At 71.3% G+C, this 14,112-nt stretch carries 15 protein-coding genes; 8 read left to right on the top strand and 7 right to left on the bottom strand.

Annotation, left to right across the window (positions count from 1 at the left end; translation table 11 throughout):
* Positions 1-21 precede the first annotated feature (21 nt).
* On the top strand, positions 22-717 hold the full coding sequence (locus BJP60_RS02535; protein WP_203137343.1) for a TetR/AcrR family transcriptional regulator: 696 nt from the start codon (positions 22-24) through the stop codon (positions 715-717).
* 9 nt (positions 718-726) lie between these two features.
* Positions 727-915, top strand: a complete 189-nt coding sequence (locus BJP60_RS02530; RefSeq protein WP_203137341.1) for a hypothetical protein — start codon at positions 727-729, stop codon at positions 913-915.
* A gap of 70 nt (positions 916-985) precedes the next feature.
* Here the strand turns inward: BJP60_RS02530 and BJP60_RS02525 are convergent, their stop codons facing one another.
* Genes BJP60_RS02525 through BJP60_RS02510 form a run of 4 tightly spaced genes read right to left on the bottom strand, consistent with a single transcriptional unit; the run spans position 986 to position 4,817 of the window.
* Positions 986-1,744: an iron ABC transporter ATP-binding protein gene (locus BJP60_RS02525; RefSeq protein ID WP_203137340.1), complete on the bottom strand. Its 759-nt coding sequence runs from the start codon at positions 1,742-1,744 to the stop codon at positions 986-988.
* The gene (locus BJP60_RS02520) at positions 1,741-2,742 is read right to left on the bottom strand and encodes an iron chelate uptake ABC transporter family permease subunit (protein ID WP_238439527.1); all 1,002 of its coding nucleotides are present in this window, start codon (positions 2,740-2,742) and stop codon (positions 1,741-1,743) included. Before BJP60_RS02520 ends, BJP60_RS02525 begins: the two co-directional genes overlap by 4 nt.
* Positions 2,732-3,748, bottom strand: coding sequence for an ABC transporter permease (locus BJP60_RS02515; protein WP_203137339.1), 1,017 nt, complete (start codon positions 3,746-3,748; stop codon positions 2,732-2,734). Before BJP60_RS02515 ends, BJP60_RS02520 begins: the two co-directional genes overlap by 11 nt.
* Before the next feature lie 37 nt (positions 3,749-3,785).
* Complete coding sequence (locus tag BJP60_RS02510; RefSeq protein WP_203137338.1) at positions 3,786-4,817, bottom strand: siderophore ABC transporter substrate-binding protein; 1,032 nt, start codon at positions 4,815-4,817, stop codon at positions 3,786-3,788.
* Positions 4,818-4,953: 136 nt separating this feature from the next.
* Here BJP60_RS02510 and BJP60_RS02505 point away from each other — a divergent pair, with 136 nt between their 5' ends.
* The 5 genes from BJP60_RS02505 (at position 4,954) to BJP60_RS02485 (ending at position 9,079) form a co-directional block, all read left to right on the top strand.
* Positions 4,954-5,763, top strand: a complete 810-nt coding sequence (locus BJP60_RS02505; protein WP_203137337.1) for a siderophore-interacting protein — start codon at positions 4,954-4,956, stop codon at positions 5,761-5,763.
* 53 nt (positions 5,764-5,816) lie between these two features.
* Positions 5,817-6,095, top strand: a complete 279-nt coding sequence (locus tag BJP60_RS02500; RefSeq protein ID WP_203137336.1) for a hypothetical protein — start codon at positions 5,817-5,819, stop codon at positions 6,093-6,095.
* 45 nt (positions 6,096-6,140) lie between these two features.
* On the top strand, positions 6,141-6,998 hold the full coding sequence (locus BJP60_RS02495; protein WP_203137335.1) for an NAD-dependent epimerase/dehydratase family protein: 858 nt from the start codon (positions 6,141-6,143) through the stop codon (positions 6,996-6,998).
* 14 nt (positions 6,999-7,012) lie between these two features.
* Positions 7,013-8,515, top strand: a complete 1,503-nt coding sequence (locus BJP60_RS02490; protein ID WP_203137334.1) for an amino acid permease — start codon at positions 7,013-7,015, stop codon at positions 8,513-8,515.
* 93 nt (positions 8,516-8,608) lie between these two features.
* Positions 8,609-9,079, top strand: coding sequence for a VOC family protein (locus BJP60_RS02485; RefSeq protein ID WP_203137333.1), 471 nt, complete (start codon positions 8,609-8,611; stop codon positions 9,077-9,079).
* Positions 9,080-9,082: 3 nt separating this feature from the next.
* Here the strand turns inward: BJP60_RS02485 and BJP60_RS02480 are convergent, their stop codons facing one another.
* Both BJP60_RS02480 and BJP60_RS02475 read right to left on the bottom strand, forming a co-directional pair.
* Positions 9,083-9,931 (bottom strand): aldo/keto reductase, encoded by an 849-nt coding sequence (locus BJP60_RS02480; protein ID WP_203137331.1) that lies wholly within the window; start codon positions 9,929-9,931, stop codon positions 9,083-9,085.
* 74 nt (positions 9,932-10,005) lie between these two features.
* Positions 10,006-10,461: a MarR family winged helix-turn-helix transcriptional regulator gene (locus tag BJP60_RS02475; protein ID WP_203137329.1), complete on the bottom strand. Its 456-nt coding sequence runs from the start codon at positions 10,459-10,461 to the stop codon at positions 10,006-10,008.
* 78 nt (positions 10,462-10,539) lie between these two features.
* Here BJP60_RS02475 and BJP60_RS02470 point away from each other — a divergent pair, with 78 nt between their 5' ends.
* Entirely contained in the window at positions 10,540-12,765 is a 2,226-nt protein-coding gene (locus tag BJP60_RS02470) for an LLM class flavin-dependent oxidoreductase (protein WP_203137327.1), read from the top strand.
* On the opposite strand, the gene coaBC is transcribed toward BJP60_RS02470, so the two are convergent.
* The gene (gene coaBC / locus BJP60_RS02465; RefSeq protein ID WP_238439526.1) at positions 12,762-13,985 is read right to left on the bottom strand and encodes a bifunctional phosphopantothenoylcysteine decarboxylase/phosphopantothenate--cysteine ligase CoaBC; all 1,224 of its coding nucleotides are present in this window, start codon (positions 13,983-13,985) and stop codon (positions 12,762-12,764) included. The two genes, BJP60_RS02470 and coaBC, sit on opposite strands and share 4 nt — an antisense overlap.
* Between the last annotated feature and the right edge of the window lie 127 nt (positions 13,986-14,112).

The raw sequence follows: 14,112 nt of genomic DNA, 5'->3' as shown, positions 1-14,112 counted from the left end.
CGCGCCTAGAATCTGAGCACGATGACCGACACGACGACTCCGCGGACCGCCCTCACCCGCGCGCGCGTGCTCGACACCGCCGTCGCCCTCGCCGACCGCAAAGGCATCGGCGGACTCACGATGCGCAGCCTCGCCGCCGAGCTCGGCGTCGAGGCGATGTCGCTCTACCACCACGTCGCGAACAAGGACGATCTGCTCGACGGCGTCGCGGACGCGATCGCGGGCGAGATCCAGGCAGCCGTCGCGGAGCTGCCCGCGCCCGAAGCCGCCGAGTGGAAGGCGGCGCTGCGCCGACGCATCCTCACCGCGCGGCAGGTCATGCTGCGCCACCCCTGGGCGCCGGGGGTGTTCGAGAGCCGCACCGCCTTCGGGCCGCAGATCGTGCGCTACACCGACGGGTTCGTCGGCCTGCTGCGCCTCGGCGGGCTGTCGCACGACCTCGTCCACCACGCGATGCACGCGCTCGGGAGCCGCGCCTACGGCTTCACGCAGGAGCTGTTCGACCCCGCCGGCTCCGCGGACCAGGACGCGTCGCCCGAGCTGCTCGCGCAGATGGCGTCGGAGGCGCCGAACCTCATCGAGATGCTCGCCCACATCGCCCACGACGATCCGGGATCCACACTCGGCTGGTGCGACGACCAGAGCGAGTTCGAGTTCGGCCTCGACCTGCTGCTCGACGGCCTCGAACGCCGCGCGGCCCGCGAGGCGGGCGCGTAGCCTGAAGCCATGTGGCTCATCCTGCGCAGCGCCGCGGTGCTCGCGATCGGTGCGATCGTGGGCGCTGCCTCTCTCGGCAACGTGTGGCTCGGGCTGCTGATCGGGCTGCTGGTGTCCCTCGGGCTCTTCCTCGCCTTCGAGGGACGCAAGGGCGACCATCCCGGTCGCGACGAATACGACGACGGCGCTCGCCTCTAGCCCCGGCGGCGGCGCGCCTCGGGATACGGCGGGCGCGCGGCAGGATCCGCCCGCTCTCGTCCGGGAGCGGTCAGCTGTAGTACAGCGCGACGCGACGGCCGTCGATCTCGCGCACGTCCACCGCGGTGTCGTAGACGGCCTCCAGCACATCGGGACGCATGATCTCGGCGCTCGGCGCGTCCGCGACGATGCGGCCGTCGCGCATCGCGACGATCCGGTCGGCGTACGTCGCGGCGAAGTTGATGTCGTGCAGAACGACGATCACGCGCAGGCCGAGCTCATCGGCCATGCGGCGCACGAGCTTCATGATCGCGGTCTGGTGCCGCAGGTCGAGGTTGTTGAGCGGCTCATCCAGCAGCACGTACTTCGTGTCCTGGGCGAGCACCATCGCGATGAAGGCGCGCTGGCGCTGCCCGCCCGACAGCTCGTCGAGGAACCGGCCGCGGTACGGCTCGAGGTCGAGATAGGCGATCGCCCGCTCGATGTGGGCGCGGTCGTCGACCGTGAGACGCCCCTTCGAGTGCGGGAAGCGTCCGAACTCGACCAGGTCCTGCACCGTGAGCCGCGCGGCGATGTGGTTGTCCTGCCGCAGCACGGCGAGCACCTTCGCGAGCTCCGACGACGACGCGGTGGCGACATCCTGCCCGTCGACCGTGATCCGGCCCGCGTCGGGCTTGGTGAGCCGGCCGATCAGCCCGAACAGCGTGGACTTGCCGGCGCCGTTCGGGCCGATCAGGGCCGTGATGCCCTCCCCGCCGAACGACACGGTCACCTCATCGAGCACGGTGACTCCGCCGTAGCGCTTGGACGCGTTCTCGAGCGCGATCATCGCGCCCCCTTTCGCAGCACGAGGTACAGGAAGAACAGGCCGCCGGCGAACTCGATGACCGTCGACAGCGTCGCGCTGAACGCGAAGAGCCGCTCGATCACGAGCTGGCCGCCCACGAGGCACACCATGCCGAGCAGCACGGCGGTGGGCAGCGTCCACGCGTGCCGGAACGATCCGGCGTAGGCGTACGCGAGGTTCGCGACGATGAGGCCGAAGAACAGCACCGGCCCGACGAGCGCGGTGGAGGCCGCGATCATGACCGACACGATCCCGAAGAGGATCATCACCGTGCGACGGTGATCCACGCCGAGCCCGACCGCGGCCGGCTCGCCCAGGGTCAGCACGTCAAGCGTCGCGCTCAGCGGGATCGCGGCGGCGCAGCCGAGCGCGACCAGGATCGCCGTCAGCAGCAGGAGGGTCTCATCCGGTCGCGTGAGCGAGGCGAATCCCGCGTCGCTCAGCACCTGGAACGCGACCGGATCGAGCATCCGTTGCATCCACTCCGTGAAGGACCGGAAGAACGTGCCGAGCACGATGCCGACGAGCAGCATCAGGTGGATCGAGCGGCGCTTCCCGCCGAACAGCCACGTGAACAGCAGCACGCTGAACGCCACCATGACGACCACCTGCACGCCCCACAGGATCAGCGGGTCCAGCGTCAGGAACGACGTCGCGCCGAAGAAGAAGACCACGATGGTCGAGATCAGCATGTAGAACGCGTCGAAGCCCATGATCGACGGCGTCAGGATCCGGTTCTGCGTGATCGTGTGGAACACGACCGTCGAGACGCCGACCGCGGTCGCGACGACGAGCATGGCGGTGACGCTCAGTCCGCGCACCTTCAGCGCGAACAGCAGCGATCCGGGCACGTCCGTGAACAGGAACAGCGCAACGAGCGCGAGCACGACCGCGGCGAGCGCCGCCATCCGCACGCCGGGGCGGGACCACAGGGTGCGCGGCGGGGTCGCGACGGCGAGGGGCGCCTGTTCAGTGAGCACGGCTCCCCTTTCGCAGCAGCAGCCACAGGAACAGGGCCGCCCCGACGATGCCGACGATGACCGACAGCGGGATCTCGTACGGGAAGCGGAGCACGCGCGCGAGGATGTCGCACGCGACCACGAACACGGCGCCGAGCCCCGCGACCCACGGGATCGAGCGACGCACGTTGTCGCCGATGATGAGGCTCACGATGTTGGGCACGACGAGCCCCAGGAACGGGATCATGCCGGCCGTGACCAGCACGGCGGCGGTCGTGACCGCGATGATCACCATGCCGATCGCGACGACGCGGCGGTAGTCGAGGCCGAGGTTCGTGGCGAACTCCTCGCCGAGGCCGATCACGCTGAACCGGTCGGCCGCGATCCACGCGATCACGCCCATCAGCCCCGCGACCCACAGGAACTCGTAGCGCCCCTGCATCACGCCCGCGAAGCTGCCCTGCGCCCACTGCCCGAGCGACTGCAGCAGGTCGAGCCGGTAGGCGAAGAACGTCGTGACCGCGGCCACGACGCCGCCCAGCATGATGCCGACGAGCGGGACGAGCACGAGCTGCCGCACGGGCACGGCGCGGATGATCCGCAGGAACACCCACGTGCCGAGGAGGGCGAACCCCGCCGCGACGCCCATCTTCCCGAGCAGCGCCATGCCGGGCCACAGCACCATCGTGACGAGCATGCCGAGCGTGGCGAACTCGCTCACGCCGGTCGTGCCCGGCTCGACGAACCGGTTGCGCACGAGCATCTGCATGATGAGCCCCGCGATCGCGAGCGTCGCCCCGACCAGCAGCAGCGCGAGCGTGCGCGGGATGCGGCTCACGATCAGCAGGAACGCGGCGCGCCCGTCCGGTCCGCCCGTCACGAGCGCGAGCGGGGAGACATCCGAGACCCCGATGAAGAGGCTCGCGACCGACAGGACGAGCAGGGCCACGCCGATCAGCGCCCCCGCCCAGGCGCGCCGGGGGCGGGCCTGGACGGGGACGCCTGTCGACGTCGCGATCGCTGTCACGAGGACGGCAGGATCCCGATCAGCACGGGGGCGGAACTCACCGACCGGCGATCTGCAGGACGTCGTCGATCATGCGCTGGGTCGTGTCGATCCCGCCGAACACGATGTACCAGGCGGTCGGGTCGAGGTAGAGGATGTGGTCCTCCTCGGCCGCGGTGGTCTGGTTCACGATCTCGTTGTCCAGGACGACCTCGGCGGCCTGCGCGCCCTCGGTCGCGACCGCGGCGTCACGGTCGACGACCCACAGCCACTCGGGGTCGTGCTCGAGGAGGAACTCGAACGAGATGGGCTCCCCGTGCGTGGCGGCCTCGACGTCCTCGACGACCGGGTCGACGCCGAACACGTCGTAGATCAGACCGCCTCGGGCGCCGCGCGTGTCGCCGTCGCCCTTCGACGGGGCCAGCGCACTGAGCTCGCCGCCCGACACCATGATGCCGAGGCCGGAACCGCCCGCCTCGGTGACGGCGGCCTTCGCCTCGTCGATCCCGGCCGTGAGCTCCTCGAGGGCCGCGGCGGCCTCGTCCTCCGCGCCGAGCACCTCGCCCAGGAACGCGGTGTTCGCCTCGAGCGTGGCGAGGAAGCCGTCGCGCATGGACAGGTCGATCGTGGGCGCGATCTCGTTCAGGTCCTCCCAGAGGGCGGCCGAGCGCCCGCCGACGACGATCAGGTCGGGCTGCTGCGCTTCGATCTCGATCAGGTCGGCCTCGAACAGCGTGCCCGCGTTGAACGCGTCGTCCGCGAGGTGGTCCTCCAGGTAGTCGGGCACCGACTCGAGCGGCGCCCCGGCGACCTCGCCACCGAGCGCGCCGATCGTGTCGAGCACGGCCATGTCGAACACGACGATCTTCTGCGGGTCGACGGGCACCTCGACGGTCGTCTCCTCGTAGACCGGATCGGCGCCCTCCTCGGTCACCGTGTTGCGGTCCCACGTGTAGCTGATCGTCTCGGACTCGGCGGCGGGCGCCTCGGCCGCGGCATCGCCCTCGGCGGACGTCGACGCGCACGCCGAGAGCGCGAGCGCCGAGGCGGCGACGAGCCCGAGGGCGGCGATCGATCGGGTTGCAGACATGAACATGCTCCTATCCAGAGCGCGGTATCAGCCGCGGTCTTTCGGTGAAGGGGATCGGCGGGAACGCCCGCAACAAGCGGTCGCGTCGAGGTTAGGACACCCTAATCCCACCGCTGGGTAGGTTAACCTAACTTCCATGACCCATGCGACCGCGATCCCGGCATTCACCCTCGAGCGGGAGCCCCTCGAACTGAAGTTCCGCTTCGCGACGCTCACGTCCCGCGAGTGGATCACCCCGGCGTATGTGCGTGTCCGCGTCGAGGGCGCCGACCTCGTCGGATTCGGCTCGCGCGGCCACGACGACCACATCCGGATCTTCCTCCCCGAGCCCGGCGCGCCCGCCCCGACGACGGTCGAGGAGATGCGCGCGGCGCCCAGCCGGGAGTTCACGCCCCTGTACTGGGGCGACGACGGCGAGACCGGATGGCTCGACCTCGAGTTCGCGATCCACGGCGACGAGGGCGTGGCGGGAGTGTGGGCGGCGACCGCACCTCTGGGCTCTGCGATCGGCGTGGGCGGCCCGCGCGGCTCGCTGCGGATCGAGGGCGCCCCGGCCGCGTGGCTGCTCGCGGGCGACGAGACCGCGATCCCGCAGATCCGCCGCTATGCCGCCGCGATCGCGGACGGCGCGCCCGCCACGATCCTCATCGAGGTCGCCGACGCCGCGCACGAGGTGCCGATCGACGCCCCCGCGGTCGAGTACGTCCACCGCGGCGACGCTCCGGCGGGCTCGGCGCTCGCGGCGCGCCTCGACGCGCTGACCGCGCAGGATCGGCCGGCGGACGACGTCTTCGGCTACATCGCCGCCGAGCAGGGCATCGTCAAGACCGGCCGCGCGCTGCTCGTCGACCGCTGGGGCATCGAGGCCGAGCGCGTCGTCGTGAAGGGCTACTGGAAGCGCGGTGAGTCGGAGTACCACGCGCCCCACGGCCCCGGCGCGCGCTGACGCCTCGCCGTCAAGGCCCTGACAGCGCGCTCCGGCCGAAGCACAATGGCCGCATGACCACGAAGAACTCCGTCAAGAACTACGCCACCGTCAAGGCCGCGGCGGCCACGGCCGCGACCGCCAAGGCCACCGGGAAGACCGTCGGCCTCGCCGGGAAGGCCGCACTCTCGCTCGTCGGCCTCGTGCAGATCGGGCTCGCGCTCGCGGCCTTCTCGGACTTGTGGGCGCGGCCCGCGAAGCAGGTCCGGCTGACCAAGCCCGTGTGGGTGCCGATCATCCTGGTCAACTGGATCGGACCGCTCGCGTACTTCGTCGGCGGCGTCAAGCGCTGACCGCCCCGACTCGGCTGCCCGACCGGTCCGTGTAAGGCTAGAGGGATGCGCATCGCTGTCACCGGATCGTCCGGCAAGCTCGGATCGGTCGTCGCGCGCGAGCTGCGCGCGGCCGGTCACCACGTCATCGGCATGGACCGCGTCGGCGAGCGCGCTCCGGACTTCGTCCGCGTGGACCTGACCGACTACGGGCAGGTCGTCGACGCCCTCACCGCAGTGGGCGACACGCACGACGGCCTCGATGCCCTCGTGCACCTCGCCGCGATCCCTGCTCCCGGTCTCGCGCCGGATGTCGCCACGTTCCACAACAACATGGCGACCACCTTCAACGTGTTCTGGGCCGCCACGCGGCTCGGAATCGACCGGATCGTCTACGCGTCGAGCGAGACCGTGCTGGGACTCCCCTTCGACGTCCCGCCGCCGTACGTGCCCGTCGACGAGGAGTACCCGGCCCGCCCCGAGTCGGTCTACTCGCTCGTGAAGCACCTCGAGGAGCAGCTGGCGATCGAGCTCGTGCGCTGGAACCCGACGCTGTCGATCACGGCCCTGCGCTTCTCGAACGTGATGTGGCCCGAGGACTACGCCGCGTTCCCGTACGACGCCGATGCGCGCGAGCGCAAGTGGAACCTCTGGGGATACATCGACGCGCGGGACGGCGCCCACGCGGTCGAGCGCGCGCTCGAGGTCGCGCCCGTCGGCTTCGACCGGTTCATCATCGCCGCGGCCGACACGGTGACCACCCGCCCCAACGCCGAGCTGCTCGCCGAGGTCTTCCCCGACGTCCCGATCCGGGCCGAGGGCGGGCGGGACGGGATCGGCGAGCACACCACGCTGCTGTCGATCGACAAGGCCCGGCGCCTGCTCGGCTACAACCCGACCCACAGCTGGCGCGACGGACGCTGAGAGAAGGACGACCCATGAGCCTGTTCCGCACGAAGTCGATCGAGCAGAGCATCGCCGACACGAAGGAACCCGAGCACGAGCTCAAGAAGAACCTCGGCGTCTTCGACCTGATCCTGTTCGGCATCGGCGTGTGCGTCGGCGCGGGGATCTTCGTGCTGACCGGTCACGCGGCCGCGACGAACGCCGGCCCCGCCATCGCGCTGTCGTTCCTGATCGCGGGCGCCGCCTGCGCGCTCGCCGCGCTCTGCTACGCCGAGTTCGCCTCCACCGTGCCGGTCGCGGGCAGCGCGTACACCTTCACGTACGCGACGCTCGGCGAGCTGCTCGCATGGATCATCGGCTGGGACCTGATCCTCGAGTTCACGGTCGGCGCGGCCGCGCTCGCGACGTCCTTCAGCCAGTACCTCGCCGTCGTGCTGGAGGGCACGTGGTTCGAGATCCCGGCCGCCATCGCGACGGTCGAGAACGGCTTCATCAACCTCCCGGCGGGCCTGCTCATCCTGGGCCTGACGGCGGTGACCATCGGCGGGATCAAGCTGTCGAGCCGCCTGAACCAGATCATCACGGGCCTCAAGGTGCTCGTCGTGCTCGCGGTCGTCGTGGTCGGCGCGTTCTTCGTGAAGGTCGCGAACTGGGTGCCGTTCGTGCCGCCGGCCGAGGCGCCGTCGGGTGACGGCGGGGCCGACGTGTTCCATCTGCCGATCGTGCAGGGCATCTTCGGCCTCGAGCCGAGCGTGTTCGGCATCGGCGGCGTGTTCGCCGCCGCCGCGATGGTGTTCTTCGCGTTCATCGGCTTCGACGTCGTCGCCACCACGGCCGAGGAGACCCGCAACCCGCAGCGCGACCTGCCGCGCGGCATCATCGGCGCGCTCGCGATCGTGACCGTGCTGTACATGGCGGTCTCGCTCGTCATCACCGGCATGCAGAACTACCGCGACATCGACCCCGAGGACGGCGCGCCGCTCGCCACCGCGTTCGACGCGGTCGGTCTGCCGGTCATGGGCAACCTGATCGCGATCGGCGCGTGCATCGGACTGATCGTCGTGTCGATGATCCTGCTGATGGGTCAGACGCGCGTCGCGTTCGCGATGTCGCGCGACGGCCTGCTGCCCGTGGGGCTCTCCAAGACGCACCCGCGGTTCCGCACGCCGTACCGGATCACGATCATCACCGGCGTCGTCGTGGCGATCCTCGCCGCGTTCGTGCCGCTGTCGACGCTCGCCGAGCTGGTGAACATCGGAACGCTCGCGGCGTTCGTCCTCGTCTCGATCGGCGTGATCGTGCTGCGCCGCACGCGGCCCGACCTGCCGCGCGCCTTCCGCGTGCCGTGGGTGCCCGTGCTGCCGATCCTTTCGGCCGTGATCTGCTTCTACCTGATGCTGAACCTCACGCTCGACACGTGGATCCGGTTCCTGGTCTGGCTCGCGATCGGCGTCGTCGTCTACTTCCTGTACTCGCGGCGGCACAGCCGGCTGGGGAAGTCCGAGAGCGAGTCCGTCGGCGCCGCACGCCGCTGAGGTCGACGTGGTGGCGTGAGGGCCTTGCCCTGCGCACGGCGCGACGGGAAGACTGAGGCCGTCACCCGCCGACCGTGCAGTCAGGAGTCCGCAGTGCCCGTGCTCAACCCCTACCTGACCTTCCGCGACACCGCCCGCGAGGCGATGGAGTTCTATCACTCCGTGTTCGGTGGCGAGCTCGAGATCGAGACGTTCGGCGAGAGCGACGTCGACCACGATCCCGGCGACGCCGACCTCGTGCTGCATGCCGTGCTCGAGACGCCGGACGGCATGGTGCTGATGGCAAGCGACACGCCGTCGGGCGTTCCCTACGACGGCGCCGGCGGGCACGCTGTGTCGATCAGCGGCGACGAGGAGGAGGACCTCAGCGAGTGGTGGGAGGCCCTCTCGGAGGGCGGCACCATCACCCTGCCGCTGTCGGAGCCGGACTGGGGCGGCCTGTTCGGGATGTGCGTCGACCGCTTCGGCGTGAAGTGGATGATCTCGATCCTCGACGAGGACGACGACTTCGATGAGGACGAGGACGACGAGGACCTCGACGAGGAAGACCTCGACGAGGTCTGACGCCTAGAACTCCTCGTGCGTGTCAGGGTCGGCGTCGAACAGCCGGCCCCGCTCGAGCGCCGAGATGGCCTCGACGTGGTCGTCGTCCAGCATGAACCCGAACACGTCGGCGTTCTCGCGCTGGCGATCCGGATCCGCGGACTTCGGGATCGCCGTCGCGCCGAGCTGAACGTGCCAGCGCAGCACGACCTGCGTCGGGCTCACCTGATACGCCGCCGCGAGGTCGCGGATCAGCGGCTCGGTCAGCAGCTCACTGCGCCGCGCGAGCGGGCTCCAGCTCTCGGTGCGGATGCCGTGCTCGGCGTGGAACGCCCGCATCTCGGCCTGGGGGAAGTAGGGGTGCAGCTCGATCTGGTTTACCGACGGCACGACGCCGGTCTCGTCGATCAGGCGCTCGAGCATCGGCCGGGTGAAGTTCGACACGCCCACGGATCGCACGAGCCCCTCGTCGCGCAGGGCGATCATGCCGCGGAAGGTGTCGACGTACTTGTCCACGCTCGGGTTCGGCCAGTGGATCAGGAGCAGGTCGATGCGCCCGAGCCCGAGCGTCGCGCTCGATTCGCGGCCGCTCGCGATGGCCTCGTCGTAGCCGTGGTGACGGCCCGGGATCTTCGTCGTGACGATGATCTCCTCGCGGTCGACGCCGCCCTCGGTCGCGCGGCGCACGGCCTCGCCGACCTCGCGCTCGTTGCCGTAGTTCACGGCCGTGTCGAGCACGCGGTATCCGGTGCGGATGCCCGCCTCGATCGCGGCGATGCCCTCTTCGCCGGTGAGCTTGTAGGTGCCGAGACCCAGCTCGGCGAACGGCGTGCCGTCGTTGAGGGTGATCGCGGGGATGTCGATGTCGGCCATGTGTCCGAGCCTAGCGAGGGCCGGGCGCGTGGGCGGGGGGCTTGCGGATCGACCCGTCGTCAGCCGCGCGCCGGTCAGCCGCGCGCCGTGACCGCGCAGCGGTCGTCGCCCGGCGCCGCGTCGGACGCGGCATGCTCGAGCAGCCCGCACAGCAGATCGCGCTGCTCGGGTTCAAGGCCGCCGAGCAGCTCGGCCTCGGCCTCGCGCACGCGCGCGTCGAGGTCTGCCGCGACCCGCCGGCCGGCCTCGGTCACGACGATGCGGCGCGCGCGCCGGTCGGCGGCATCCTGCCGGCGCTCGATGAGCCCCGCCACCTCGAGGTCGTCGAGCACGTAGGTCATGACGGTGCGGTCGATGCCGAGCCGGGCGGCGAGCGCCGCCTGCGTCGGCGGCTCGTGCTCGAGGCTCATCGCGAGCACCTGGTAGCCGCGCCCGCCGTGCGGCACGTCCGCCGCGACGGCGCTGACGCGGTGCGTCCACTCGCGCAGCAGCGCGGTGAGCGCCCATCCGAGCATCGATCGTTCCGGCATGCCCCCATCGTAACGGGAATAGGTTGTGAAGCAGATGAGTTGTCAAGCAGATGAATTGACGACGAGGAGTCACGAGATATGCCCGACTACGGTCAGGATCTGAGCTTCGGCTCGTTCATCACCCCCACCAACGCCGACCCGCACCTTCCGGTGCGTCTGGCGCAGGCGTCGGAGCAGGCGGGACTGGATCTGGTCACGTTCCAGGACCACCCCTACCAGCCCGCATTCCACGACACGTGGACCCTGCTGAGCTGGGTCGCGGCGTCGACGTCGACCATCACGGTCTCGGGCAACGTGCTGAACCTGCCGCTGCGTCAGCCCGCGGTGCTCGCGCGCTCGGCGGCGTCGCTCGACCTGCTGTCGAGCGGGAGGTTCGCCCTCGGCCTGGGCGCGGGCGGGTTCACGGACGCGATCGCCGGAATGGGCGGACCGAAGCGCACGCCGGGCGAGAACGTCACGGCGCTTGCCGAGGCGATCGAGATCATCCGTGGCATCTGGGACGCCGGGAACCGCCGGCCGCTCCGCGTCGACGGGCGGTTCCACCGCGTCGCGGGTGCGAAGCGCGGCCCGAAGCCCGCGCACGACATCCCGATCTGGCTGGGCGCGTACAAGCCGCGCATGCTGCGCCTCACCGGCAGAGCGGCGGACGGCTGGCTGCCGTCCCAGGGCTACATGCAGCCGGGCGACCTGCCGCGCGCGAGCGCGCTGATCGACGAGTCGGCCGAGGAGGCGGGCCGCAGTCCGTCGGAGATCCGGCGCCTGCTCAACATCGTGCCGCAGTCGGACGCGGATCGCTGGGTCGAGGAGCTCGTGACGCTCGCGCTGGAGGACGGAATCTCGTCGTTCATCCTGGCGAGCGACGACCCGTCGACGCTGCACGTGTTCGGGCAGGAGATCGCACCGGCCGTGCGCGCGGCCGTGGCGAGCGAGCGCGCCGAGCGCGGCACCATGGCCGCCTCGGCCCGACGTGGTGAGGCGGCGCTCGCGCTGCGCCGGGACGGCATCGACTACGCCGCCGTGCCCGCTTCGCTCGCTGCGAGCGCGATCGAGCCCGGCGATCGCGCCTATGCCGACGTCCGGTCCAACTACCTGCGCGGCGGGCGACCGGGCATCGTGCTCCTGCCGTCCACCCGCGCCGAGGTCGCCGAGGCGCTCGGCTACGCCCGTGCTCAGGACGTGCCGCTCGGCATCCGTTCGGGCGGCCACGGCATCAGCGGCCGCTCGACGAACGACGGCGGCGTCGTGATCGACCTCCGGCGGTTCGACGGGGTCGAACCGCTCGAGGGCGACCGCGTCCGCATCGGTGCGGGCGCGACCTGGGGCGAGGTCGCGCAGGCGCTTGCCCCGCGCGGACTCGCCATCAGCTCGGGCGACTACGGCGGTGTCGGCGTGGGCGGGCTCGCGACGACGGGCGGCATCGGCTTCCTCGGCCGGAAGTTCGGGCTGACGATCGACCGCGTGCGCGCGTTCGACCTGGTGACGGCCGACGGTCGGATGGTGCGCGCGAGCGACGACGAGCACCCCGACCTCTTCTGGGGCCTGCGGGGTGCGGGCGGCAATCTCGGCGTCGTGACGAGCGTGGAGATCGACGCGATGCCGCTGGGCGACGTCGTGTTCTCGCAGATGGTGCTGGACGCCACCGACACGGCGGGCCTGCTCGAGCGCTGGGGCGCCGCGGTCGAGGCGGCCCCGCGCGAGCTGACGAGCTTCCTGATCCTGTCGCCCACGCAGCCCGGCCAGCAGGCCGTCGCACAGCTCATGACGATGTACGCCGGCGACGACACCGAAGCCGCGATCACCGAGCTCGAGCGGCTCGCGGATGCCGGGCCGCTGCTCGACCACAAGGCGTACGTGCTGCCCTACGCGGGCGTGGTCCAGCCGGTCGACCGCCACCATCAGGGCGCGGGCGAGCCCGTGTCGCGCGCGGCCCTCGTCGACCATCTGGATGCGCGGACCGCCGACGCCTTCGCCGCGGTCGCCGCTTCCGGCGCGGCGTACTTCCTGCAGGTGCGCGCGACGGGCGGTGCCGTGCACGAGGTGGCACCCGATGCGACGGCCTACCCGCACCGGCACCAGAACTTCCTGCTGGGGGCGCTGGGTCGCGCGCACGCCGAGCTCGACCCGGTGTGGGATGCACTCGTCGCGCCGCGCTCCTCGGGCCTGTACCTGTCGTTCGACACGGATCTGCGTCGCGAGCGGATCGCGGACGCCTTCGGAGCCAACCTGCCGCGCCTGCGGCAGCTCAAGCGCGCCTGGGACCCGGACAACGTCTTCCGCGCGAACTTCCCGATCGACCCGGCCTAGCCCCGAAGCCGGAGGACCGCGTCGAGCAGCGCGTCCGCCACCTCGCGCTTCGAGCCGCGCGCCTCGGCCACCACGCTGTCATCCGGGCCGATGATCGCCACGGCGTTGTCGGGCCGCTCGAAGCCCGCCTGCCAGCCGACCTCGTTGACCGCGAGCAGGTCGGCGCCCTTGCGTCGGCGCTTGCGGACGCCGCGCTCGATCACCGTCTCGGTCTCGGTCGGCATCTCAGCCGCGAAGCCCGCGATGAGCTGACCCGGGCGGCGCGCGGCGACGAGCCCCGCCAGGATGTCGGCGTTCTCCACAAGCTCGATCGTGGGGGCGCCGTCCTCCTTGGCGAGCTTGTGCTCGGCGGCGTTCGCCACGCGGTAGTCCGCGACCGCCGCCGTCATGATCACGACATCCGCTTCGGGCGCGAGCTCGGTCATCCGCGCCCCCAGCTCGGCCGCCGTGCCCGCGTGCGCCATGCGGATGTGCGCCGGCACCTCGGCGAGGACGCCCTCGTCGACGTGCGCCGCGACGAGCGTGACGTCCGCGCCTCGCTCGGCCGCCGCACGCGCGATCGCCACGCCCTGCCGCCCGCTCGACCGGTTGCCGATGAACCGCACGGGGTCGATGGGCTCGCGCGTGCCGCCCGCCGACACGACGATCCGGACGCCCGCGAGGTCCCGCCTCGCCGCGAGCAGCCGCCCGACCTCGGCGTGGATCGCCTCGGGTTCGCTCATCCGTCCCGGTCCGCTGTCCTGCCCGGTGAGCTGTCCGCTGTCGGGCCCGATCAGGTGCACGCCGCGGGCGCGCAGCGTCGCGATGTTCGCCTGCGTCGCGGCGTGCAGCCACATCTCGGTGTGCATGGCCGGGGCGACGAGCACCGGTGCGGCCGTCGCGAGCAGCGTCGTGCCGAGCAGATCGCCGGAGAGGCCCGCCGCCATCTTCGCGAGCGTGTTGGCGGTCGCGGGCGCGACGACCACGAGGTCCGCCTGCTGCCCGAGCGCGACATGGCGCACCTGAGCGACGTCGTCGTGCACCGACGTCGTGACCGGATGCCGGCTGATCGCCTCCCACGTCGGCGCCCCGACGAAGCGCAGCGCGTCCTCGGTCGGTACGACGTGCACCTCGTGCCCGTCCTTCACGAGCAGGCGCACGAGCTGCACCGCCTTGTACGCGGCGATCCCGCCGGTCACTCCCACGACGATGCGGTGCTTGGAGCCAGTCGAAGTGTTCACGGCGCCAGTCTTCCAGCCCGCTCCGCGATGGGGCGAAGAGATGCCGGAGCCCGGGCGCGACCAGGCGAGGTTGCACGAGCCCGCGGCGAGGGCAACCCCCTGTCCGAAGCCCGGCCCCGTGACCGAG

The sequence above is a fragment of the Microbacterium sp. JZ31 genome, assembly GCF_016805985.1.
GTDB lineage: Bacteria > Actinomycetota > Actinomycetes > Actinomycetales > Microbacteriaceae > Microbacterium.
Note: the sequence above shows the minus strand (reverse complement) of the source record. Positions and strands in the feature narration are given on the sequence as shown.

Excerpts from the sequence above, each read along its gene's own strand:
- BJP60_RS02535 (WP_203137343.1), top strand. The coding sequence starts at position 22 with ATGACCGACACGACGACTCCGCGGACCGCCCTCACCCGCGCGCGCGTG.
- BJP60_RS02530 (WP_203137341.1), top strand. The coding sequence starts at position 727 with ATGTGGCTCATCCTGCGCAGCGCCGCGGTGCTCGCGATCGGTGCGATC.
- BJP60_RS02525 (WP_203137340.1), bottom strand. The coding sequence starts at position 1,744 with ATGATCGCGCTCGAGAACGCGTCCAAGCGCTACGGCGGAGTCACCGTG.
- BJP60_RS02510 (WP_203137338.1), bottom strand. The coding sequence starts at position 4,817 with ATGTCTGCAACCCGATCGATCGCCGCCCTCGGGCTCGTCGCCGCCTCG.
- BJP60_RS02505 (WP_203137337.1), top strand. The coding sequence starts at position 4,954 with ATGACCCATGCGACCGCGATCCCGGCATTCACCCTCGAGCGGGAGCCC.
- BJP60_RS02500 (WP_203137336.1), top strand. The coding sequence starts at position 5,817 with ATGACCACGAAGAACTCCGTCAAGAACTACGCCACCGTCAAGGCCGCG.
- BJP60_RS02495 (WP_203137335.1), top strand. The coding sequence starts at position 6,141 with ATGCGCATCGCTGTCACCGGATCGTCCGGCAAGCTCGGATCGGTCGTC.
- BJP60_RS02490 (WP_203137334.1), top strand. The coding sequence starts at position 7,013 with ATGAGCCTGTTCCGCACGAAGTCGATCGAGCAGAGCATCGCCGACACG.
- BJP60_RS02480 (WP_203137331.1), bottom strand. The coding sequence starts at position 9,931 with ATGGCCGACATCGACATCCCCGCGATCACCCTCAACGACGGCACGCCG.
- BJP60_RS02475 (WP_203137329.1), bottom strand. The coding sequence starts at position 10,461 with ATGCCGGAACGATCGATGCTCGGATGGGCGCTCACCGCGCTGCTGCGC.
- BJP60_RS02470 (WP_203137327.1), top strand. The coding sequence starts at position 10,540 with ATGCCCGACTACGGTCAGGATCTGAGCTTCGGCTCGTTCATCACCCCC.